Annotated in this window: 19 protein-coding genes and 2 pseudogenes; 9 read left to right on the top strand and 12 right to left on the bottom strand. The window is 71.7% G+C overall.

What is annotated here, in order from left to right:
- The first annotated feature begins 71 nt into the window (after positions 1-71).
- The 4 genes and pseudogenes from AB0B29_RS31475 to AB0B29_RS31460 all read left to right on the top strand — a co-directional run.
- Positions 72-1,904 (top strand): hypothetical protein, encoded by a 1,833-nt coding sequence (locus AB0B29_RS31475; protein WP_362245071.1) that lies wholly within the window; start codon positions 72-74, stop codon positions 1,902-1,904.
- A gap of 336 nt (positions 1,905-2,240) precedes the next feature.
- The gene (locus AB0B29_RS31470) at positions 2,241-2,453 is read left to right on the top strand and encodes a cold-shock protein (protein WP_184762055.1); all 213 of its coding nucleotides are present in this window, start codon (positions 2,241-2,243) and stop codon (positions 2,451-2,453) included.
- Between the two features lie 308 nt (positions 2,454-2,761).
- A pseudogene (locus tag AB0B29_RS31465) lies at positions 2,762-3,211 on the top strand (recombinase family protein); the annotation flags it as partial.
- A gap of 220 nt (positions 3,212-3,431) precedes the next feature.
- Positions 3,432-3,605, top strand: a pseudogene (locus AB0B29_RS31460) (SDR family oxidoreductase); the annotation flags it as partial.
- Positions 3,606-3,833: 228 nt separating this feature from the next.
- Here AB0B29_RS31460 and alc read toward each other — a convergent pair.
- Both alc and allB read right to left on the bottom strand, forming a co-directional pair.
- Positions 3,834-4,949: an allantoicase gene (gene alc / locus AB0B29_RS31455; protein WP_362245069.1), complete on the bottom strand. Its 1,116-nt coding sequence runs from the start codon at positions 4,947-4,949 to the stop codon at positions 3,834-3,836.
- A gap of 37 nt (positions 4,950-4,986) precedes the next feature.
- Positions 4,987-6,327, bottom strand: coding sequence for an allantoinase AllB (gene allB / locus AB0B29_RS31450; protein ID WP_362245067.1), 1,341 nt, complete (start codon positions 6,325-6,327; stop codon positions 4,987-4,989).
- 245 nt (positions 6,328-6,572) lie between these two features.
- Here allB and AB0B29_RS31445 point away from each other — a divergent pair, with 245 nt between their 5' ends.
- On the top strand, positions 6,573-7,370 hold the full coding sequence (locus AB0B29_RS31445; protein ID WP_362245065.1) for an IclR family transcriptional regulator: 798 nt from the start codon (positions 6,573-6,575) through the stop codon (positions 7,368-7,370).
- A gap of 119 nt (positions 7,371-7,489) precedes the next feature.
- Here the strand turns inward: AB0B29_RS31445 and AB0B29_RS31440 are convergent, their stop codons facing one another.
- Positions 7,490-7,819 carry a DUF5955 family protein gene (locus tag AB0B29_RS31440; RefSeq protein ID WP_362245063.1) on the bottom strand — a complete coding sequence of 110 codons (330 nt, stop codon included), beginning with the start codon at positions 7,817-7,819 and terminating at the stop codon, positions 7,490-7,492.
- 241 nt (positions 7,820-8,060) lie between these two features.
- On the opposite strand from AB0B29_RS31440, the gene AB0B29_RS31435 reads away from it, so the two are divergent.
- Both AB0B29_RS31435 and aceB read left to right on the top strand, forming a co-directional pair.
- Positions 8,061-8,675: a nucleotidyltransferase family protein gene (locus tag AB0B29_RS31435; RefSeq protein WP_362245061.1), complete on the top strand. Its 615-nt coding sequence runs from the start codon at positions 8,061-8,063 to the stop codon at positions 8,673-8,675.
- Positions 8,676-8,883: 208 nt separating this feature from the next.
- Positions 8,884-10,509: a malate synthase A gene (gene aceB / locus AB0B29_RS31430; RefSeq protein ID WP_362245059.1), complete on the top strand. Its 1,626-nt coding sequence runs from the start codon at positions 8,884-8,886 to the stop codon at positions 10,507-10,509.
- A gap of 7 nt (positions 10,510-10,516) precedes the next feature.
- Here aceB and AB0B29_RS31425 read toward each other — a convergent pair whose 3' ends face one another.
- From AB0B29_RS31425 to AB0B29_RS31415, 3 genes are all read right to left on the bottom strand, one after another.
- Positions 10,517-10,837: a SelT/SelW/SelH family protein gene (locus AB0B29_RS31425; protein WP_362245057.1), complete on the bottom strand. Its 321-nt coding sequence runs from the start codon at positions 10,835-10,837 to the stop codon at positions 10,517-10,519.
- A complete protein-coding gene (locus AB0B29_RS31420; RefSeq protein WP_362245055.1) occupies positions 10,834-11,748 on the bottom strand; it encodes a HipA family kinase in 915 nt (304 codons plus the stop codon). Before AB0B29_RS31420 ends, AB0B29_RS31425 begins: the two co-directional genes overlap by 4 nt.
- Before the next feature lie 125 nt (positions 11,749-11,873).
- On the bottom strand, positions 11,874-13,145 hold the full coding sequence (locus tag AB0B29_RS31415; RefSeq protein ID WP_362245053.1) for a cytochrome P450: 1,272 nt from the start codon (positions 13,143-13,145) through the stop codon (positions 11,874-11,876).
- A 191-nt stretch (positions 13,146-13,336) separates the two neighbouring features.
- Here AB0B29_RS31415 and AB0B29_RS31410 point away from each other — a divergent pair, with 191 nt between their 5' ends.
- Both AB0B29_RS31410 and AB0B29_RS31405 read left to right on the top strand, forming a co-directional pair.
- Positions 13,337-14,269 carry a Rieske 2Fe-2S domain-containing protein gene (locus AB0B29_RS31410; protein WP_362245323.1) on the top strand — a complete coding sequence of 311 codons (933 nt, stop codon included), beginning with the start codon at positions 13,337-13,339 and terminating at the stop codon, positions 14,267-14,269.
- A complete protein-coding gene (locus tag AB0B29_RS31405; protein ID WP_362245051.1) occupies positions 14,247-14,795 on the top strand; it encodes a DUF1360 domain-containing protein in 549 nt (182 codons plus the stop codon). Before AB0B29_RS31410 ends, AB0B29_RS31405 begins: the two co-directional genes overlap by 23 nt.
- A gap of 24 nt (positions 14,796-14,819) precedes the next feature.
- Here AB0B29_RS31405 and AB0B29_RS31400 read toward each other — a convergent pair whose 3' ends face one another.
- The 6 genes from AB0B29_RS31400 to AB0B29_RS31375 all read right to left on the bottom strand — a co-directional run bounded on the left by AB0B29_RS31400 (position 14,820) and on the right by AB0B29_RS31375 (position 20,906).
- Positions 14,820-15,206, bottom strand: coding sequence for a nuclear transport factor 2 family protein (locus AB0B29_RS31400; protein ID WP_362245049.1), 387 nt, complete (start codon positions 15,204-15,206; stop codon positions 14,820-14,822).
- Positions 15,207-15,300: 94 nt separating this feature from the next.
- Entirely contained in the window at positions 15,301-16,512 is a 1,212-nt protein-coding gene (locus AB0B29_RS31395; protein WP_362245047.1) for a beta-ketoacyl-[acyl-carrier-protein] synthase family protein, read from the bottom strand.
- On the bottom strand, positions 16,509-17,570 hold the full coding sequence (locus tag AB0B29_RS31390) for a ketoacyl-ACP synthase III family protein (protein WP_362245045.1): 1,062 nt from the start codon (positions 17,568-17,570) through the stop codon (positions 16,509-16,511). Before AB0B29_RS31390 ends, AB0B29_RS31395 begins: the two co-directional genes overlap by 4 nt.
- Positions 17,571-17,608: 38 nt before the next feature.
- Complete coding sequence (locus AB0B29_RS31385) at positions 17,609-18,040, bottom strand: hypothetical protein (protein WP_362245043.1); 432 nt, start codon at positions 18,038-18,040, stop codon at positions 17,609-17,611.
- 12 nt (positions 18,041-18,052) lie between these two features.
- Positions 18,053-19,483: an MFS transporter gene (locus AB0B29_RS31380; protein WP_362245041.1), complete on the bottom strand. Its 1,431-nt coding sequence runs from the start codon at positions 19,481-19,483 to the stop codon at positions 18,053-18,055.
- Between the two features lie 49 nt (positions 19,484-19,532).
- Positions 19,533-20,906, bottom strand: a complete 1,374-nt coding sequence (locus AB0B29_RS31375) for an aldehyde dehydrogenase family protein (RefSeq protein ID WP_362245039.1) — start codon at positions 20,904-20,906, stop codon at positions 19,533-19,535.
- Positions 20,907-20,908: the final 2 nt, after the last annotated feature.

The following is a 20,908-nucleotide window of genomic DNA, read 5'->3' as shown; positions in this document are numbered from 1 at the left end:
GGGGATGCGTCCCAGTTCGATACGGAACGCGGCTTCATGCCGCGGCTGAAGTGCTTCGAGATGGAGATCAGATGACGGCAAACACCAGTACGTGGCAAGCATCTGTCGAGGGCGGGCAGGAGCGCTTGGACCGGTGGCGGCGGATGCTGGCGGGAGCGCCGGCTGTCGCGTCACGTCGGCGGCAGCGGCGCCAGAACCCGGAAACGAATGTGGCGACAGGGGTATGGCTGCACGCTGCGGCGCGCGCGGAGATGGGGCTGGAGCTGACCGAGTGGGAGCAGTCGTTCTTGGCGCCGCTGGTCGGTGTGCTGGGGGAGGGCGAGGTGTGGGCGCTGGGGCGGGCCTACCGTGAGCAGCGGGATGTCGGCACGGTGGCGCTAGTGCCGCAGGCGGTCGCGCGGCGTGGCCTCGACGAGCCGTTCACGCCCGAGGACGTCGCTGCGCGCATCCGGGCCGTCGGGGAACTGGCGGCCAACCAGCCCAACGTCGCGTGGGTCAATCGCACTCGCCTGCTGGCGGGGGAGCAGTTGGAGACGGATGCGTTCAGCGAAGCAGCCGATGCCTACGGCTACGGCCTGACCCTGTTCGACGGCGCCCAGTTCGGTACCGCTGCTCAGGAACAGACAGACGGCAGCGCGCCCACGGATGAGGCGGCATCCAACACGCCGTTCAGGGCGAAGCTGGAGTGGGCCGGGTTCCGCTGCCGCCAGGCGGCCGGCGACCAGTGGGGCGGACGGGACGAGATCTACTGGACCGCGGCCTGTCAGTCCCACAACTACAAGTTCCACACGCGCACCGGCGAGACAGGCAGTGTGTCTGGCAACAACGACTACCCCATCCCCGGCGAACATGGCACCGGGAGGATGGCGTTCTTCGATGCCAGTTTCACCGGCAACCTCAGCGCCTTGATGATCACATGCTGGGAGGCCGACCAGTCCAACGACACGTGGTACACCGCGCTCGGGAAGGCGCTCGGGGACGCCGTCGACTCGCTGAGTCTGGTCGACTTCGCGCTGAACTTCGTCCCTGGTGCGGACATGCTCGGCTACATGATCGTCGCGATGGACCTCCTGGCGACGTTCTGGGAAGCCCTGCGCAACCACGACGACATGGTCCTCACCCGCGGCTTCGCCCTCAACCGATCGGATCTGAAGGCGCTGTACTACACCGAAGGCCGACGCATGACCCTGCAGTTCAATGCCCGCTCCTCGGGGATGGGCCACTTCGCCCTGAGTGTGAAGTACACGGGCGACACCCCTCCGGGACCTCCTCCGGAGGGGAGCTTCCAGTTCCTCGCCACCGGCTGGACCGGGCTGCTCGGCTCCTCTTTCACCCGCAACCTCGACGCCGCCTGCCTCGCTCCGGGCAGCGCCACAGACGTCTACCTGTTCCAAGGAGATCAGTACGTCCGCTACGACTGCCGCAGCGAGGACATCGGCTACGGCACCAAGAAGCTCTCCGACGGCTGGCCTGGCCTGAGGGGCACAACCTTCACCAGCAACCTCGACGCCGCCTGCCTCATTCCGGGCAGCACGACCCACGTCTACCTGTTTAAAGGCGACCAGTACGTCAACTACGACTGCCGCAACGAGCGGGCCAGCATCGGCAGGCTCTCCGACGGCTGGCCTGGCCTGAGGGGCACAGACTTCACCAGCAACCTCGACGCCGCCTGCAGCGTTCCCGGCAGCTCCACCGACGTCTACCTGTTCAAAGGCGACAAGTACCTGCGCTACGACTGCCGCAACGAACGGATCCGCAACGGCGTCCAGAACATCATCACCGGCTGGCCGCGACTGGCCGACACCGAGTTCGCCTACAACCTCCAGGCCGGCTGCGCCGTCCCCGGCAGCGGAAAGGACGTCTACCTGTTCAAGGGCGAGCGTTACGTGCGCTACACCATCTGACATGCCCTTCCCATGTGGTCCGTCCCCGCGTGGTGCAACGGCAGTGGGCCACGAAGCAGTAGAACCAACAGTGCGCCGCAGGCACGGCCGGCGCGCTACCGCCCGGGGCGAGCTCACGCGGGGACAGACGGACGGGCGCCAGCCGCCGGGGCAGCCCGGGTGTCCCCTGACATTGAACCTGGACCGATTGCCAGGGAAGTTGGACAACTACTACGTCCTGCCAGCCGCCGCCCGACCACGGCAAGGTCTCGGCATAGGCGCCTGATCGCTTCAACTGCGCGGGAACGCCGTGGTCTGATAGAGCCAATCACTACCCTCAGAGAGAGCGGCAATACATTGAGTAATCGCCAGCAAGGCACCGTGAAGTGGTTCAACGATGAGAAGGGGTTCGGCTTCATCACCCCCGAAGGCGGAGGTGATGACCTCTTCGTCCACTTCAAGGCGATCGAGGCCGACGGCTTCAAGAGCCTTAAGGAGGGACAGGCCGTGTCCTTCGTCGTCGAACGAGGACTGAAGGGCATGCAGGCCGCTCAGGTCCGGCCCGAGTAGCAGCCTCGCACCGTGTGGTCCTGTTGAGAAGCCAGCTTCAGCAAAGGGCGCCTCGCACCTTCTGACCGGGGTCCAGCTTCGATGGCAATCAGTCCAACTTCGATGTCAGAGAACACCGGGGCGGCGTTTGTCTCCATCGTTCTCCTCCTGTCGTCAAACGATCGTTTGACGACATGCGGGCGACGCGTCCAATGAACCCCCGCAATCCGGGGGTTCGCGGCGCCGCGAATCCAATCAGATCCGATGGTGATTGCTGACAGGGTTTGACGACAGATAGGGTCCGATCCTCCGTACGTAAGGGGCCCCGAGTGGCGAACCTGGTCTACAAGCGGGTCTCGACCGACCAGCAGTCCGCCGCCCGGCAGAACCTCGTCCTTCACGAGGCCGGCATCGAGGACCCAGTCGTCTTCGAGGAGGACCCGGGCACCTCCAGCCGCCTCCACCCCCTCCAGCGCCCGAAGTTCCGCGCGCTCCTCGACTACGCCCGGCCGGGCGACACCGTGCACATCTCCGAAATGTTCCGTCTCGTGCGCGGCAACCAGCACATCCTCGACGTGCTCGACGTCCTGCACCGCGACCGCCTCGCCCTACGCATCCACGACGGGGCGTTCTCCGCGATGGACCTCACCGCCCGCCACCCGCGCACCGGCGAGCTGCTGTCCACCGTGAAGTTCATGGTGCAGACCCTCGCCGCCGCCGGCGAACTCCAGCGCGACCTCCAGCGCGAGCTGACCTACGACGGGCTGCGCGCCGCCGAGGCCAAGGGCAGCAAGGGAGGGCGCCGCCCCGCCGTGGTGGCCGCGAAGGCCGGCGACGTGCGCATTGCGTACCTCGAAGGCCGCTCCATCGCCGCCCTCGCCCGCGATCACGGCGTCAGCCGCGGCGCGATCCGGACGGCCGTCGCTGACCTCCTGCCCGAGCACACCGCCAACGAGGTAGACGTGCCCGCCCCGGAGCTGCCGGTCACGCTCGATGACGCCGGACACGGACATGAACCCGGTGGACGGGCCGTTCGCGGCCGGTCAGGCGGCGATGACGGCCCTCGGGCGTTTCGGGACGGCGCAGGAGGTGGCGTCGATGGTCGCCTACCTGGCGGGGGCGACGTACGTGACCGGGGCGGAGTTCTCGGTGGACGGCGGGCACGCGGCGTGAAGCCTACGGGGCCGCGCGGTGCGGTGCGACACGTGGGGCGCGGGGTGCTGTCCCGCACGTGAGAGCGCAACGGGGTCGCACAGCACCTTCGCCGCAGGTGAAGGCGGTGAGAGCGCGGGCGGGAGACTGTCCCGCCGGTGAGAGCCGGCGCCGTACCCGCCGGTGAGAGTGTGGGGCGCACCCGGTGCTGTCCGGCCGGTGCGCCCCACGGGTCAGGGCGGGACCGCGTCAGCCACCCAGTTCCTGGTGGCGGGCCGCCAGCCGGTTGGTGCCCTCCTGGGTCAGAGAGCCGAACAGGCGGAGCCTGGAGATGCCCCCGTCCGGGAAGATGTCCACGCGCGCGTGCGTGCCGACCGCCGGAGCCGGGAGGACGAAGCGGTGGTTGGTGTCGGGCTGGAGGCGGGTACGGGGCAGGATCTCCTGCCAGTCGCCGTCCTCGCCGTCCTTCACCGATACCGACGCCCAGCCGGCGCTGTTGCCCTTGAGGTAGGCGGTGTCGATCTCCAGGGCGCGGATCTGCGCCTGGGCGGCCAGCCGGTAGCGGATCCAGTCGTGGCCCCGGTCGCGGCGGCGGCGGGTCTCCCAGCCGTCGTCCATCTTGCGGGAGCGGCCCGGCTGGATGGTGTTGGAGGCGGGCGAGTAGAAGCGGTTGGAGGCGTCCTCGGCCAGGCCGCCGTTCTCCAGGGCGACGACGTCGAAGGTGCCCAGCGCCGCCAGCCAGGCGGGGTCGGGGACGACCTCGCCGTGGACGCGCAGGCGGGCGATGCCGCCGTCGGGGTGCTGGTTGACCCGCAGGTGCGTGAAGCACTGCTCGACGTCGACGGCGAAACCGTTCGCCGCGTGGCCGCCGACCGCGGTGCGCGGCACGAGGGTCGTCCACTTCACGTCGTCCCCGAGGAGCTCCTCGGGCGACGGGGAGCCCGGCACGCACGTGCCCTCGACGGACACGGCCTGCGGGTAGTTGCCGCGGAAGTGCGCGGTGTCGACGACGATCCCGCGGATCACGCCCGGGGCGCCGAGACGGACCAGCGCCCAGTCGTGGTCCTCCTCGGTCGGCCAGGGGTGGCCGGCGGAGGCGCCGCGGCGGCGGCGGGTCTCCCAGCCGTCCATGATCTTGCCCTTGTGCCCGAAGTGCTCGGGGTCGAACTCGGCGGGCTCGGGCACCAGCAGGTTCTCGCGCTGGGCGAAGAACTCGTCGTTGGCGGCGATGACACCGGCCCCGAGGCGCCGGTCGGCGAGATCGGCGTACGAGGTGAAGGGGAAGTCGGCGGTGCGGTAGTCCGCGTACGGGTCGCCGCCTCCGTAGGGGTTCGCGTCGCCGGTGAAGCTGGGGATCGCCGTCACGATGATCAGGTCTTCCTTTCGGGTGTCCGGTAGGTGTTCAGTGGGACCGGGTGAGGAGGCGCCCCTTCGGTTCGGTGAACTCGCCGTCCGCGACGATGCGCTGCCCGCGCAGCCAGGTCGACTTCACGACGCCGTGCAGGGTCCTGCCCGCGTACGCCGTGACGCGGTTGCGGTGTTGCAGGGCCACCGGGTCGACGGTGAAGGTCTCGTCGGGGGCGAGGACGGCGAAGTCGGCGTCGCGACCCACCGCGATGGCGCCCTTGCGGTCGTCGAGCCCGACCAGTGCGGAGGTGCGCGCGGACATCCAGCGGACCACGTCCTCGAGGCCGTGTCCGCGTTTGCGGGCCTCCGTCCACACCGCGGCCAGGCTGAGCTGGAGGCCGGAGATGCCGCCCCAGGCCGTCGCGAAGTCGTCGGTCTTGAGGTCGGCCGTGGACGGCGAGTGGTCGGTGACGACGCAGTCGATGGTGCCGTCGGCGAGCGCTTGCCAGAGCAGGTCCTGGTTGGCGGCTTCCCGGATGGGCGGGCAGCACTTGAACTCGCTGGCGCCGTCGGGGACTTCCTCGGCGGTGAGGGTCAGGTAGTGGGGACAGGTCTCCACGGTGATGCGGACGCCCTCCGCCCGGGCCTGGGCGATCATCGGCAGGGCGTCGCTGGACGAGAGGTGCAGGACGTGCACGCGCGCGCCGAGGGCCTTGGCCTCGCGGATCAGCCGGGCGATGGCGGTGTCCTCGGCGTCCCGGGGGCGGGAGGCGAGGAAGTCGGCGTACTTCGGGCCCGGCTGCTGCGGGGCGGAGGCCAGCCGGTGGGGGTCCTCCGCGTGCACGATGAGCAGGCCGTCGAAGGCGGCGATCTCGGCCATGGCGCGGGCGAGGGGGCCCTGCTCCAGGTGCGGGAACTCGTCCACGCCGGACGGCGAGAGGAACGCCTTGAAGCCGAAGACGCCCGCCTCGTGCAGCGGCCGGAGTTCCTTGACGTTGTCGGGCAGGGCGCCGCCCCAGAAACCGACGTCGATGTGCGCCTTGTCGGCGGCGACCTGCTGCTTGGTCCGCAGGTGCGGGACGGTCGTGGTGGGCGGGAGGGAGTTGAGGGGCATGTCGACGAGGGTGGTGATGCCACCGGCGGCCGCGGCACGGGTGGCGGTCCAGAAGCCCTCCCATTCGGTGCGGCCGGGGTCGTTGACGTGCACGTGCGTGTCGACCAGGCCGGGCAGCAGGACGTGGTCGCCGAGGTCCTCCAGGCGGGCGCTCTCCGGTACGGGCGCGTCGTAGGGGAGGACGGCCGTGATCGTGCCGTCGGCCACCTCGACGGATGCGGCACGCGTTCCCTCGGGGGTGATGACGCGCGTCGAGCGCAGCACCAGTTCAGCGTCGGACACCCGAACCCCTTACTTCCAGCACTTCCGCGAAACGAAATTCAACTTTCTGTTGAAGGAGTCTTCACTCCCTCTTTCGCGCCGTCAAGGGCACACTTGGCGGCGGCGCCCTTTCGCGACTACTCCTGGACGTTTCCACAAAGCGGAATTAAGCTTCCAGCACGCAGAACGTAGCTACGTACAAGCGGGGAGTCAACCGACTGCCGGGTAGGCTTCTGCCCTTCCGCCCGCCCCGAAAGGAACGCGCCGTGCCGACGTCCAGCGCCAGCACCACCGACTCCGCCCGGTCCTCCGCCAACGGCGGCGTCCAGTCCCTGGAGCGCGCCTTCGACCTGCTCGAACGGATGGCGGACGCGGGCGGCGAGGTCGGCCTGAGCGAGCTGTCCGCGAGCAGCGGTCTGCCCCTGCCGACCATCCACCGCCTGATGCGCACGCTGGTGGTCTGCGGGTACGTGCGTCAGCAGCCCAACCGGCGGTACGCGCTCGGCCCGCGCCTGATCCGCCTCGGCGAGTCGGCCTCCCGGCTGCTGGGCACCTGGGCCCGGCCGTATCTCGCGCGGCTGGTCGAGGAGACCGGCGAGACGGCGAACATGGCCCTGCTGGACGGGGACGAGATCGTCTACGTGGCGCAGGTGCCCTCCAAGCACTCGATGCGCATGTTCACGGAGGTCGGCCGGCGGGTGCTGCCGCACTCCACCGGCGTGGGCAAGGCCCTGCTCGCCGGGTTCCCGCCCGAGGAGGTGCGGGCCCTGCTCTCCCGCACGGGCATGCCCGCCGCGACGGAGAAGACGATCACGACGCCCGACGGGTTCCTCGCGGCACTGGAGGACGTGCGCCGGCAGGGCTTCGCCATCGACGACAACGAGCAGGAGATCGGGGTGCGCTGCCTGGCGGTTCCCGTACCCGACTCCCCCACCGCCGCGGCCATCTCCATCTCCGGCCCGGCGGGGCGGGTCACGGAGGCGGCGACGGACAAGATCGTGCCGGTGCTCCAGCAGGTCGCCGGGGAACTGTCCGAGGCGCTCGCCAGCCAGAGCCCCGCGTGACGGGGTGAACCCGGGGCAGCGGGCGCACCGGCCCCTGCCCCTGCCCCGCGCTCGCCGACCCGGCTCCGCGCAAGGGGCACGCGCCCGCGCGACGCGGGCGAATCGACGTGGGTGGGACCCTAGCCCTGGCCCCGGACCGGCCCTCCGAAGAGATCCACCGCCCGCCGGACCTCCGTCAGTTCGGCGGACAGCGCGCTCACCGAGCCGATCGCGCCCGCGATGAGCAGGAGGGAGCGGCGCAGACGGGGGATCTCGGGGATGCCGTCGGCGGCCATGACGGCCACCGCGGCCAGTTCCTCCTCGGCGATGGTCCGGTCGGCGAACTCGCCGGGATGGGCGGCCAGTCGGCGGCGCAACCGGGACACGGCGGAGCGCAGCTCCGTCACGCGCGGGTCCTCGCCACCGCCGGTCACAGGCCCCTGCCGCTTCTGCTCGACGCTCCGCAACACAGTCCTCCCCCTCGCACCTCGCCGTGCGCGTGTCCGTCCGACACGAAGTCCCCCGCACCGGAGCCGTCGGGCGCCCGGCCGGTCGGTGCGGGCGACAGTAAACGACACGGACGGCCGGGCGCCAGTCCATTGCGTCATCGACTTGTTTCGCTGAGTGACTTTCTGGCCCGGGGCGCACGCCTGTCCGACGCGCGCCTCGCGCCGTCGCACTCCCGTACGGGGCGTGCGGTATGCAGGAGCCATGACGACACGGGAGACGACGGGCGGGGCACAGGCGGTTGCGGGACTGCTGCTCGCGGCCGGAGGCGGCCGGCGGCTCGGCGGGCGTCCCAAGGCGCTGCTCCCGCACCGCGGGCGGCCCCTGGTGGAGCACGCGGTGCGGGTGCTGCGGGAGGGCGGCTGCGCGACCGTCCACGTCGTCCTGGGCGCACAGGCCGAGGACGTGCGCGCACGGGCCTCGCTGCCGGGCTGCACCCTGGTCGACAACCCCGACTGGGCACAGGGCATGGGGAGTTCCCTGCGCGCCGGGCTCGACTCACTCGCCGGCACGGGCGCCCGGGCGGCCCTGGTGTCGCTCGTGGACCAGCCCGGTATCGGACCCGCGGCGGTGACCCGGGTCCTCGCGGCGTACGAGGGCGAGGAGACGCTCGTCTGCGCCGCGTACGACGGCGTGCGCGGCCACCCGGTGCTGTTCGGTGCCGCCCACTGGGCGGGCATCACCGCGACCGCCATCGGGGACCGGGGGGCACGCGCGTACCTGAAGGAGCACCGGCAGGCGATCGCCCTCGTCGAGTGCGGGGACGTGGCCCGGCCGTTCGACATCGACACCGAAGCCGATCTGGCCCACCTGGAGTGAACGGCGTGGCACGGAGCGCCACCTTGCCTCGACTCAGAGATTCTCGACATCAACAGACGATTGAACTTCCACCATGAGGAAACTAGTATCCACTGTTCAGAAGCGCCTGAGGGGTCTGAGGGCGCGGAACGCCGTATTCGGGAAGACTGGCACCCGGTGCCGAGCACGCCGGCTCGTCTTCACAGCTCGCTGAAGGAAGTGACCGTTCATGTCCGCTCCAGCGCCGTCCCCGCTGGCCATCGTCGACGCCGAGCCCCTGCCCCGGCAGGAGGAGGTCCTCACCGAAGCGGCGCTCGCCTTCGTGGCCGAGCTGCACCGGCGGTTCACGCCCCGGCGTGACGAACTCCTCGCCCGTCGCGCCGAGCGCCGCGCCGAGATCGCCCGCACCTCCACCCTCGACTTCCTTCCGGAGACCGCCGCGATCCGCGCCGACGACTCCTGGAAGGTCGCCCCGGCCCCGGACGCGTTGAACGACCGCCGGGTCGAGATCACCGGTCCCACCGACCGCAAGATGACCATCAACGCCCTCAACTCGGGCGCCCGGGTGTGGCTCGCCGACTTCGAGGACGCCTCCGCACCCACCTGGGAGAACGTGATCGGCGGCCAGCTGAACCTGAGCGACGCCTACACCCGGAACATCGACTTCACCGACCCGGGGTCCGGCAAGTCGTACGCGCTGAAGGCGAACGAGGAGCTCGCCACGGTCGTGATGCGCCCGCGCGGCTGGCACTTGAACGAGCGTCATCTCGTCGACGCCGACGGCACGCCCGTGCCCGGCGCCCTGGTCGACTTCGGCCTGTACTTCTTCCACAACGCCCAGCGCCTGCTGGACCTCGGCAAGGGCCCGTACTTCTACCTCCCCAAGACGGAGTCCCACCTGGAGGCCCGCTTGTGGAACGAGGTCTTCGTCTTCGCCCAGGAGTACTGCGGCATCCCGCAGGGCACGGTCCGCGCGACCGTCCTCATCGAGACGATCACCGCCGCGTACGAGATGGAGGAGATCCTCTACGAGCTGCGCGACCATGCCTCCGGGCTGAACGCCGGCCGCTGGGACTACCTGTTCTCCATCGTCAAGAACTTCCGTGACGGTGGTGCCAAGTTCGTCCTGCCGGACCGCAACGCCGTGACGATGACGGCCCCGTTCATGCGCGCGTACACCGAACTGCTCGTCCGCACCTGCCACAAGCGCGGCGCCCACGCCATCGGCGGCATGGCGGCCTTCATCCCGTCCCGCCGGGACGCCGAGGTCAACAAGGTCGCCTTCGAGAAGGTCCGCGCCGACAAGGACCGCGAGGCGAACGACGGCTTCGACGGCTCCTGGGTCGCCCACCCCGACCTGGTGCCGATCGCCATGGAGTCGTTCGACAAGGTCCTCGGCGACAAGCCCCACCAGAAGGACCGGCTGCGTGAGGACGTCGACGTCAAGGCGGCCGACCTGATCGCCGTCGACTCCCTCGACGCCAAGCCGACGTACGCGGGCCTGGTCAACGCCGTGCAGGTCGGCATCCGTTACATCGAGGCCTGGCTGCGCGGCCTCGGCGCGGTCGCCATCTTCAACCTGATGGAGGACGCGGCCACCGCGGAGATCTCCCGCTCCCAGATCTGGCAGTGGATCAACGCGGAGGTCGTCCTCGACAACGGCGAGCAGGTCACCGCCGACCTGGCCCGCAAGGTCGCCGCCGAGGAACTGGCGAACATCCGGGCCGAGATCGGCGACGAGGCCTTCGCGGCCGGCAACTGGCAGCAGGCCCACGACCTGCTGCTGAAGGTCTCCCTCGACGAGGACTACGCCGACTTCCTGACGCTCCCGGCGTACGAGCAGCTCAAGGGCTGAACGTCCGCTACCGCTCCGAGTGGCCCAGGGTCTTTCCCGGGGCCACTCGGTCGCGTACGGCCCGCTTCACGGCCGTGGGCTCCGGGAATCCCTGCTCGCGCCGGTCCCAGACGACCTCGTCGCCCACGCGGACCACGAACACCCCGCCGGTGCCGGGCTTCAGGGCCAGTTCCGTCAGTTCGGCCTCGAAGGTCGTGAGCAGCTCCTGCGCCAGCCAGGCCGCGCGGGGCAGCCAGCGGCACTGGGTGCAGTACTCGATCTCGACCCGCCGCGAGGCGCCCGGGGAGTCCCCCGCCACGTCGATCCCGACACGCTGAACGTCCGTCATCCGAGGTGCACCGACCAATCCTGCTCGGCCGCGGGCTTGCCGTGCAGGTCGGGCACCTGCCTGAGCCACGCGGGGCGTCCTTGCTGGTTCTTCGCCGCGCGCAGGGCCTCCTCGGCGGCGAGTTCGTCCCTGCTGGGGAAGTCGGTGGGCAGCCAGGCCGCGGAGGCCCGCACGCGCGCGTGGAGGTACGTGACGTAGGCCTCGCGCACCTCGTCCGCGTCGGCGAAGCCCGGCTCGTCCGCGAGCCAGGCGTCCGGGACCTCGGCGAGGATCCGCCGCAACAGTTCCCGGGTGACCCGGGGCGCCAGTTCGGCGTCGGCCGCCCGGACGTCGGGGCCGTGGTGGCCGAGGGCGTGGTGCCGGAAGTCGTAGGCCTTGGCCGGGTCGGTGGCGTCCCAGCGGTGGTGGAAGACCAGGGCGGCGCCGTGGTCGATCAGCCACAGGCGCGGGGGTGCGACGCCGAGCGTGGGCCAGACCATCAGGTTGGAACTGTGGACCGTGCGGTCGACGTTCACGGTCAGCGCGTCGAGCCAGACGATCCGCCCCGCCTCCAGCGGATCGACGGGGAAGACCCGGGCGATCTCCGGGGTGAAGTCCCGGGCGCCCGGCAGGTGGTCCATGCCGAGGTTGACGCCCGCGCTGGCCGCGTGCAGACCCCGCACCTCCTGGTGCGGCTCGTGGTCGGCGATCACCGGGTCGAAGCGCACCAGGACCAGCTCGGGGAAGCGCAGGCCGAGGGCGCGGGCCAGTTCTCCCACGATGACCTCGGCGACGAGCGCCTTGCGGCCCTGGGCGGAGCCGGTGAACTTGACGACGTACGTGCCGAGGTCGTCCGCCTCGACGACGCCGGGTACGGAGCCGCCGGACCACAGGGGTTCGACGTAGCGGGTCGCGGTGACCTCTCGCAGCATGGTCCTGGGCTCCCCGGGGGCAGAATCCGAAGGGACCATGGTAGCCAGGCGTGACGGGCACCCGGCGTCCCCGTCCGCCGGCGGATCGCGGCCGGGGCAGGGGCGCCCACGGATCGCGGCCGGCCTCAGGGCGCCGCGGGCGTGGCCGCGGGAGCGGGTGCGGGCGCCTTGACGGCGTCCATGACGAAGCCGCTGCGGACCCGGGCCGGCACACGGTTCAGCGGGATCCGCAGGTCCTGGTCGGGCACCTCGTACTCCAGACGGGCCAGCCGCGGCACGAGGGCGCGCAGCAGCGCGATCGTGACGTCCTCACCAGGGCAGCGGTGGCCGGTGGTCCGGTCGCCGCCGCCCTGGGGGATCAGGTCGTCGCCCGTCGGAGGCCGCTCGAGGAACCGGCGGGGCTCGAAGGTGTACGGATCGTCCCAGAGGGCGGGGTCGTGGTTCTGCCCGTAGAGGTCGAGCAGGATCAGCGTGCCGGACCGGATGGGCTCGCCGCGCCACTCCAGGTCGGTGACGGCCCGGCCGCCGAGGAAGGGCGCGAAGGGGTAGAAGCGCCGCAGCTCATGGGCGAACGCCACGGCGTGGGCGGGGTCGTCGCCGGTCAGGCGGTCCCGCAGCTCGGGCCTGAGGCGCAGTGCGTGCCCGGCGTAGGTGACGAACCAGCACACCGCGACGGTCGGGCGGATGACGTTGAGCAGTTCGACCGCGGCCGTGTGCGGGGCGAGGAGCCGGCCCTCGGCGTCCCGGTGCCGGGCGATCCCCTCCAGGGCCGAGCCGGCCGGCGCGGTGGCGCTCCCCGCCCGCACGTCCTCGACCAGACGTCCCAGCCAGGCCTCGCAGCGGGCCCGTGCGCGGCGAGCCCGCCAGTGGCGTGGGCCCGGCGTGGCGAAACCGTCGACCATGGCGACCAGGTCCCGGGCCAGTGGCCCTGCGTCCTCGACGACGATCCCGGCCCACTGGCACACGCCCCGGGCGAGCACGCGGCTCGTCTCGTCGAACAGCACGACCCGGCGGCCGGACCACGACTCCACCGCCTCGTCCCACTCCGCGGCGACACGGTCCACCAGGCCGGCGACCGCCTCCGCACCGGTGAGCAGGGACAGGAACATCTCCTTGCGCACACGGTGGTCCCGCCCGTCCAGGGTGTGCACGGCTCCGTGCCCGAACAGCGTGCTCAGCACCGGCCCGGGCAGCGCCGAGCTGCGCTCCACGTGCCGCTCGTCGTAGAAGAACCGCACCGCCTCGGGGCCGTGCAGGGCGACGACCGGCTGTCCCATGAGCCGGGCGCGCACGAGCGGGGCGGAGGTGCGGCGCCTCCGGTCGGGCAGCCATGCGTACCCCTTGGCGAGGAGAGCGAGAGAGCTGTCGGCGATCAGTGGACTGCGACCCGGATTCATGGCGCGGCGGGTGCCCGCCGGCCCTGCCTGGGAAACGCGACGCGCCGGGTACGGGCGGTGCCCGGGCGGACGGCCGGCGGCGCGCGGTCACCGGGCCGGCCGACCAGGGACGTTGCCGGGGCGCGGGCCGTTTGCCGCCGCTGGGGGTGGGGACCCGGCGGAGCATGAGCGCAATCTCATCTCGCCGGCTGATGCGTCAGAACCGGGTCCTGTGGCTGCTGGACCGCCTGGAGCGGGAGGCCAGGGCCGATGCGGTGATAGAGACGCTCCGCAAGGGCGTGCGGGCACTGCCCCTGGGACGCGGCCGGGACCTGCTGCACGGCAGGTGGCTGGGACACCCGCTGCATCCGCTGCTGGTGCAGGTGCCGATCGGGAGCTGGCTGTCGGCGGCGGTCCTGGACCTGCGCCCCGGCCGCTCGCGCGAGTCACGGCTGCTGGTCGGGGTCGGACTGGGCGCCGCCGCCCCCGCGGCCCTGTCAGGCTGGGTGGACTGGGCGGAGCTGCACCGCCCGCAGCAGCGCGTCGGACTCGCGCACGCCCTGTCCAACACGGCGGCCGTCGGCCTGTACGCCGCCTCGCTCGCCTGCCGGGTCAAGGGGCGCGAAGGAGCGGGCCGGGCGTACGGATTCCTGGGGCTGACCGCGGTCGGGATCGGCGGCATGCTGGGCGGCCACCTGGCCTACCGGCAGGCCTCCGGCGCGAACCACGCCGAGGAGGTCCCGAACGTCGTCTCCGAGGGCTGGCACCGGATCGGGGCCGTGTCCGAGTTCCCGGCCGGTGAGGCGGTGCGGCGCAGCGTGGACGACGTGCCGGTGCTGGTGGTGCGCGAGACCGGCGGGGCGATCCACGCGCTCGCCGACCGGTGCAGCCACCTCGCGGGGCCGCTGTCCGAGGGCACCGTCGCCGACGGATGTGTGCGGTGCCCGTGGCACGGCAGCGTCTTCCGGCTCTCCGACGGCTGGAACGTGCGCGGGCCGGCCACCGCCCCCCAGCCCTCGTTCGAGACACGGGTCGCCGAAGGCCATGTCGAGGTGCGGCTGCGTCACCGGAACGGCGGGGAGCCGGCCGGGCGGAGGAACGCGATGCGATCGGGGGCCGCCCATGGGCACGGCGACAGGGACTGACAGCCAACTCGCGCGCCGGCTGCACGGAGCGCTGCGGCGCACGCGCCGGGACTACGCGGCAGGTCACGACCGGCCGCTGGGCGGCTACACCGCGGCCATGGCCGGATTCACGGTGTTCACGGCGGCGTGGGCCACGGTGGTACGGCGCCGCGGGCGCCCGGTGCCGGAGCGGCCCGAGCCCTGGGACGTGGTCCTGACCTCGGTGGCCACCTTCCGGCTCAGCCGGCTCCTCACCAAGGCGTCGGTGACCAGCCCGCTGCGGGCCCCGTTCACCCGCTACGTCGGACCGCAGGGACCGGCCGAGCTGCAGGAGGAGGCTCAGCCCGAGCAGGGCAGGCACACCGTCGGGGAGCTCGCGACCTGCCCGTTCTGCATGAGCGTCTGGGTCGCCTCGGCGCTGACCGCCGGCCGGTTGCTCTGGCCGCGCGCGACCCGTACGGCCATGGGCACGCTCACCGCCCTGGCCGGGGCGGACGCACTGCAGCTCGCGTACGGCGCGCTGCTCGACAGGACGACCGGCGACTGACCCCGCGGCCCCGGGACAGCGCACCTAGGGCGACGGCGTCTCGGTGATGGCGCGTTGCCCCGTCACGGAGTGCACCTTGCGGATGCGGCCGGCGTCGTCGAACTCGAAGACGTCGATTCCGCCGACCGTCCGGTCCGGGCCGACCCGCAGGTTCCACAACGACACCGCGAAGTCCGCGCCGGGCTGCACGAAGGTGCGGACCAGGGTGAATTCCAGGTCGTCGTCCAGCGACTCCCGGAATGCGCGCACGAAGGGCTTCAGCTGTGCGGGTCCGGTGATGTCGTCCCCGTCATGCGTCGAGGCGTCACGGCCGAAGTAGATCGTGAAGTCCGGGGAGCAGATCTCGTCCGCGTTGGCGAGCGCCCCGTTCCACATGTCGTTCCAGAGGTCGAGCTTCTTCAGTTCGATCATTGCTGCGTCCTTACCAGGAATTCTGCTTCACGAGCCTTCGCCACCTAGGCGTGGCCGATGGTCGCCAGGTGGGCGGTCCCGGCGGGCGGCGCGGTCATCGCGCCGCCTCCAGGGCCACCACCGAGGACTGGCTGCCCAGCGCGAACGCGAAGGACAGCGCCGCCGGAAGGTCGGCGTCGCGGGCGCCGCCGAAGACCGAGTCGAGTCCGCACTCGGCGTCGGCCTCGGCGCTGTTGGCCGTCGGCGCGATCGTCTGCGCGTCGAGCATGGAGGCCGTCGCGGCGACGTTGACCAGCGCGGAAGCCCCGAACAGGTGCCCGAAGATGGGTTTCACCGATGTCAGCGGCACATCGGTGTCCTCGCCGAAGACGCGCCGGACCGCCCGGCTCTCGGCGATGTCGTTGGTCCGGGTACCCGTGCCGTGACCGCAGACGTACCCGATGTCGCCGATCGACAGGTCCGACCTCTTGATGACCCGCTCGGCCAGTGCCGCGGTCTTCTCGCCCGACAGCTCCATGGTGGTCGGGTGGGCCGCCTCGTTGGCGACGCCCGTCGCCAGCACGAACGCGTAGATGTGCGCGCCGCGGGCCACCGCGTCGGCCTCCCGCTCGAGGACAAGGGCCACGGCTCCCTCCCCGAGAGCCGTGCCGTCCCGGTTCACGTCATAGGGACGGATCGAGTCCGCGGCGGTCGTTCCGAGACTCAGCACGCGTGACCTGGGGTCGGTGTACACCCGCAGCAGGTTGGGCGTGAGCGGGAACTCGTGCCCGACGACGATCATGACGTCGGCTTCGTCGGAGCGGAGTTCCGCCGCCGCGGACCGCAGGGCGTGGGTGCCGCCGACGCAGGCCGACGACACGGTGGAGACGTAACCCTGGACTCCGGTGCGGATGGCCGCGATGCTCGCGGGGGCACCCGGCAGACCGCCGAGGACCCGTCCGATGCCGGACGCTGCGGCGAAGTCGCGTTCCCACCAGTGCAGCGGGCCTCGTGACGACGACGCGATGACGCCGGCGCGGTGCGGATCGAAGTCACCGACCCCGGCGTCGCCGAGCGCCTCGTCGATGCTGGCGAGGGCCGCGAGGATCTCGCGCGAGTACTTGCTCGCGTGGGCGGGATCGAGTCCCTCGACCACCGGGTCGTGGGTGAGCTGTCCCGCCATCACGGTCGGCACACCGCGGTCGTGGTAGGCCGACTGGGGTGTGAGCGCCGACTTGCCGGCCCGCACGCGCCCCCAGAAGTCGTCCGCGGTGCGCACACCGCCCGCGAGGGTGAACCCCATCCCGGTGATCGCCAGGCGCGTCATGCCGCACGCTCCAGCGGCACCTGGAGCACGGCGCACGTGTAGGAGTAGCCGCCGCCGGCCCCGAGGACGAGGACGATGTCGCCGGGCGCGAGGTCCCCCGCCGTCTCGGCCTCGGCGATGTTGGCGAGGAAGTCGCCCGCGCCGAGGTGGCCCGAGGCGGCGTAGTGGCAGACGATCCGGTCGCTGTACTTCTCCTCGATCGGCCCGATCATCAGCTCGCGCACCTTGTCGCTGAGCCGCGGCGCGAGCACCCGGGCGATCCGCGGGTCGCCGGGCGCCAGCCGGGCGCGTTCCAGGGCGGTGTCCACGGCCTCGGTGATGCACGCGTGGGACACCGCGCGCAGCCGGGGCCGTCCGCCCTCGTCGGAGAACTTCTCGGTGGGCATCGCGTTGATGTACGGCGGTGCCAGCGCCGGCTGAGGGCCGAAGCCGTCGTAGTCGTCGCGGGTGCGCCACAACTCCGGTGCGGCCACGTGCTCGACGGCCAGGAGGTGGAAGGCGTCGCCGGGTTCGGGCCGTCCGACGACGGCGGCCGAGGCGCCGTCGCCGTAGGCCAGCATGATGTGGCTGCGCCAGTGGTCGACGGCTGGGGCGCCGAAGCGGTCCGCCGCGACGATCAGCGCGTGGGTGTGCTCGTCCATCCGCAGCTGGCCGGCGGCCAGGGAGAAGGCCATCGCCGCGCCATTGCAGGCCTGTTGGATGCCGACCGGCGCACACGAGCGCGGCAGGCCCAGCCCCTCGGCGACGCAGTGTCCGGCCGTGAAGAAGGGGTTGCCCTGGTAGTTCGTCCACGCGTAGGCCAGCAGTGAGACGCCGTCGGCGGGCACGCCCGACGCCGTCAGTGCCGCGCGGCCGGCCGCCACGGCCATCGCGGGCGCGGACTCGGTCTCCCACGAGCGGGCGATGTGCAGGGTGACGTCACCCTGCCGGGCCGCCTGTTCGGGGGTGAGGTTGCCGATCCGCACCTCGTCGGCGGGTCTGCGGGTCTTCTCCGGGAACCAGCAGCGCGCTGCCCGGATACCGAGGATCGGCTCGGCGGTGCCTGAATGCGGTGCCATGGGATGCTCCTCGTGGTCTGGGATGGCTGCGGGTGGGCTCAGGTCGTCCTGGTGACGGCGCCCTGCGACCAGCACTCGGTGATCTGCAGCGACTCGTCGACCTGGAAGATGTCGACCCCGACGAAGATCGCCTCCTGGCCCGGGATGTCGTGCGGCCAGCCCGTGGCCCCGGTCCATCTGCCGGTGCCGATCCAGCGGTAGGCGAAACGGCGCTCGTCCTCGTCGACGAACGGCCCGAAGTCCGTCGTGTACCGGAGCCCCTCGAATTTGCCGGTGAATCCGGCGACCCATTTCGACATCTCCGCGGGGCCCGAGATCGTGGACGGGTCGATGGTGGCCGTGGCATCGGGCAGGTGCAGCACGTATCCGGCCGGGGAGATGATGTCGTGGGCGATGTCGGAGTCCTCGTTCCACATGCGCAGCCAGTTTTCCCAGATCTTGTCCGCGACGGACGTGTCCAGCGTGAGCATCTGACGTTCTCCCTAGTCGGTGGGTGTGGTGGCCGTCCGGCGCGAGCCGGCCAGGGCGGTCCCGGCCGCGACGACGGTGAGGACGGCGGCGACGATCCACGCTTCGCGCAGGGCCGGAACCGGTGACGTCCCGCGGTGGGTGGCGCTGTCGTGGATGACGAGGAGCAGGGCGACGCCGATCGCGATGCCCATCTGCTTGGCCATGGTGTGCACGGCGGAGCCCGAGGCGTAGAAGGACTCCGGGATGGTGGTGGAGACCCGGCCGGCGAACGCCGCCATGGCCACGATCGTGCCGATGGAGGTGAGTACGGAACCGGGCATGATCGCCACCACGTAGGGCAGGTCCGTCGGGGCGGTGACCGTCCACCAGACCATGCCGAGGCCGAGTACGAGGCAGCCCAGAGCCGCGGTGCCGGCCAGGCCGATGCTCCGGGCCATCCGCCCGGTGAACATGGCGAAGAGCGGCATCAGCACGGTTCCCGGCGCGATGGCCAGACCGGTCTCGATGGCGGAGTAGCCGCGCACGTTCTGGGTCCACAGCACGACCGACAGCAGCATCACCGCGAAGGCGGCGCTGTAGACGAACGCCGCGATGTTCGTCCGGACGTAGACCGGCAGCGTGAGCAGTTCGCGCGGGACGACCGGCGAGGCGTGCCGCAGGTTCCGGACGACGGCGACGGCGAGCATCACGGCCGAGCCGGCGAAGGCCGACAGCGTGGTCACCGAGGCCCATCCGGCGTCCGGTGCCTCGACGAGCGCGAAGACGAGGGCACCGACGAAGAGCGCGACGGCCAGGGCGCCGATCAGATCGGGGCTCGGCGCCGAGGAGCGCCGTGCCGAGGAAGGCAGCACACGCACCCCGACAGCGACGGCCAGGGCGCCGATGGGCACGTTGATGAGGAAGATCAGCCGCCAGTCGTACTGGACGAGCAGGCCGCCGACGACCGGTGCCATGGCCGCCGCGATGCCGCCGGCCGCGGTCCAGCTGCGGATCGCGCGCTGCTGCAGTTCGGGCGGGTTCACCTGCAGCAGCAGGCCCATGGAGGTCGGGGTGAGGGCGGCGGCACCGAGTGCTTGCAGGGCCCGTGCCGCGATGAGTACCGGCAGGGTGGGCGCGAGCGCGCACAGTCCGCTGGCGAGGGTGAAGAGCACCAGCCCGCCGAGGAACGTCTGCTTGCGGCCGAGGTGGTCGGCCAGCCGGCCGGCGGGGATCAGGGCGGCGGCGTAGAGGATCGTGTAGGCGTTCAGCGTCCAGCTGAGGACGGCGTTGCCGTGGCCGGGGAAGTCTTGCTCGATCGCCGGGAAGGCGACGTTCACGATCATCATGTCGAGGCTGGTCAGCACGAATCCGCAAGCCAGGACGGCGAAGACGATCCCCCGGCGGCGGTCGGCCGTTGTGTCCACCGGGGCGGCGGGGGCGGTGGTGGGCGTGTCGGCGCTCATGACAGGTTCTTTCGGTCGCGTTCGGGTGGGGGGTTCCACAGCGGCGAGGTCAGCGGATGACGCCCTTGGTCCTCATGAGGTGTTCGGACAGGTAGCCGTCGTGCGGCACCCCGGGCTTCATCCAGGTCGTGGTGTGGGAGCCGAGGTAGACGTTGGCGATGCCCGGCTCGTCGAGCAGCCGCCGCGCGAACTCCATGTCCTCGGTGATCGCGGCGACGACCAGGGAGCCGGCCAGCGGCGCGATCCCGTCGGCCCGGCGGAACGGCGCGACCCAGACGCAGGGGAAGGGCAGTTCCACGCCCAGCACGGGGGCCCCGGCGTCGGGGGCGACCCGCACGACCGGGTGCAGCACCGCCGTTCCGGGCCGGACCGTCTCGACGATGTCGTCCCGGCCGTAGGGGGTGGTGCCCTTCCCGGCCTGATCGACGTGGTCGGCGAGTTGACGGGCCGTCTCCTCGGGCAGCTCGATGCGGAGCTTGCCGGTCTCGGCCTCGGCGAGCCGGCCGGCGAGCGCGGCGGCGAAGGCGTGCGCCGTCGCCGTGTCGCCCTCGACGAGCACCGCGGTGGTGCAGGTGCAGGCAGCGCCGCCGAGGCCCGCGACCGAGGCGGCGATCGTGTCCAGGTGCTCGTGCCAGTCGACGTCGTCGGTGACGACCGTCTTCGACCGTCCGGGCCCCTGGGTGAGCACGGCCGGGTTCGCGGCGTACTTGTCCACGACCGACTGCCCGCCGTAGACCAGCGCCCGGTCGGCCTGTTCGACCAGGACGTCGGCGACGTCGTGGTCGGTGGGCAGCAGGGCCACGTGCGAGGTGAGGCCCGCCTCCCGGAACGCGCGCACGAGACGCTGCGGGGTGAACGGCTCGCGGCTCGACGGCCGGACCGCCACCGCGTAACCGAGGGCCAGGGCGCTGGGCCACAGGCTGTGCACGCCCGGGGTGTTGCCGGAGGCGTGGACCGCCAGCGTCCGCCCTCGGCGCGCCCAGTACGCCGCGCCCTCGCGCAGCCGGGGGTCGTCGAGGTCGGTGACGGCGCCCCGCGGGATCTCCTGCGCGAGGGTGTCCGGCAGGGCGCGCAGCGTCCGGGCGATGGCGGCGACCGAGGCGTGCGCGATGGCGCGCGGCACTCCGGCGCACAGGCTCACCAGGTCGAGGTAGTCGTCGACCGACTGCCCTTCGAGCACGGCGTTCTCGAACAGGTCGGCCGCTTTGGCGAGCATCTCCAGCCGCCTCGCGTAGGGCAGCACCGGGGCCTGGGCCAGCCGGGCGAACGCGCGGGTGACGTAGAGCCGGGGGACTTCGCTGACGGAGCCGATCTCGCGGCCGTCCGGCAGGCGGAGCGGTTTGCTCACCCGGGCCCGGTACTCGCCAGCGTCGGTGATCGCGTCGACGTGGGCGAACACGGGGGTGCCTTCGGAGGCGGTCATCG

The organism is Streptomyces tibetensis (assembly GCF_040647715.1).
In the GTDB taxonomy this organism is placed as follows: domain Bacteria; phylum Actinomycetota; class Actinomycetes; order Streptomycetales; family Streptomycetaceae; genus Streptomyces; species Streptomyces tibetensis_A.
Note: the sequence above shows the minus strand (reverse complement) of the source record. Positions and strands in the feature narration are given on the sequence as shown.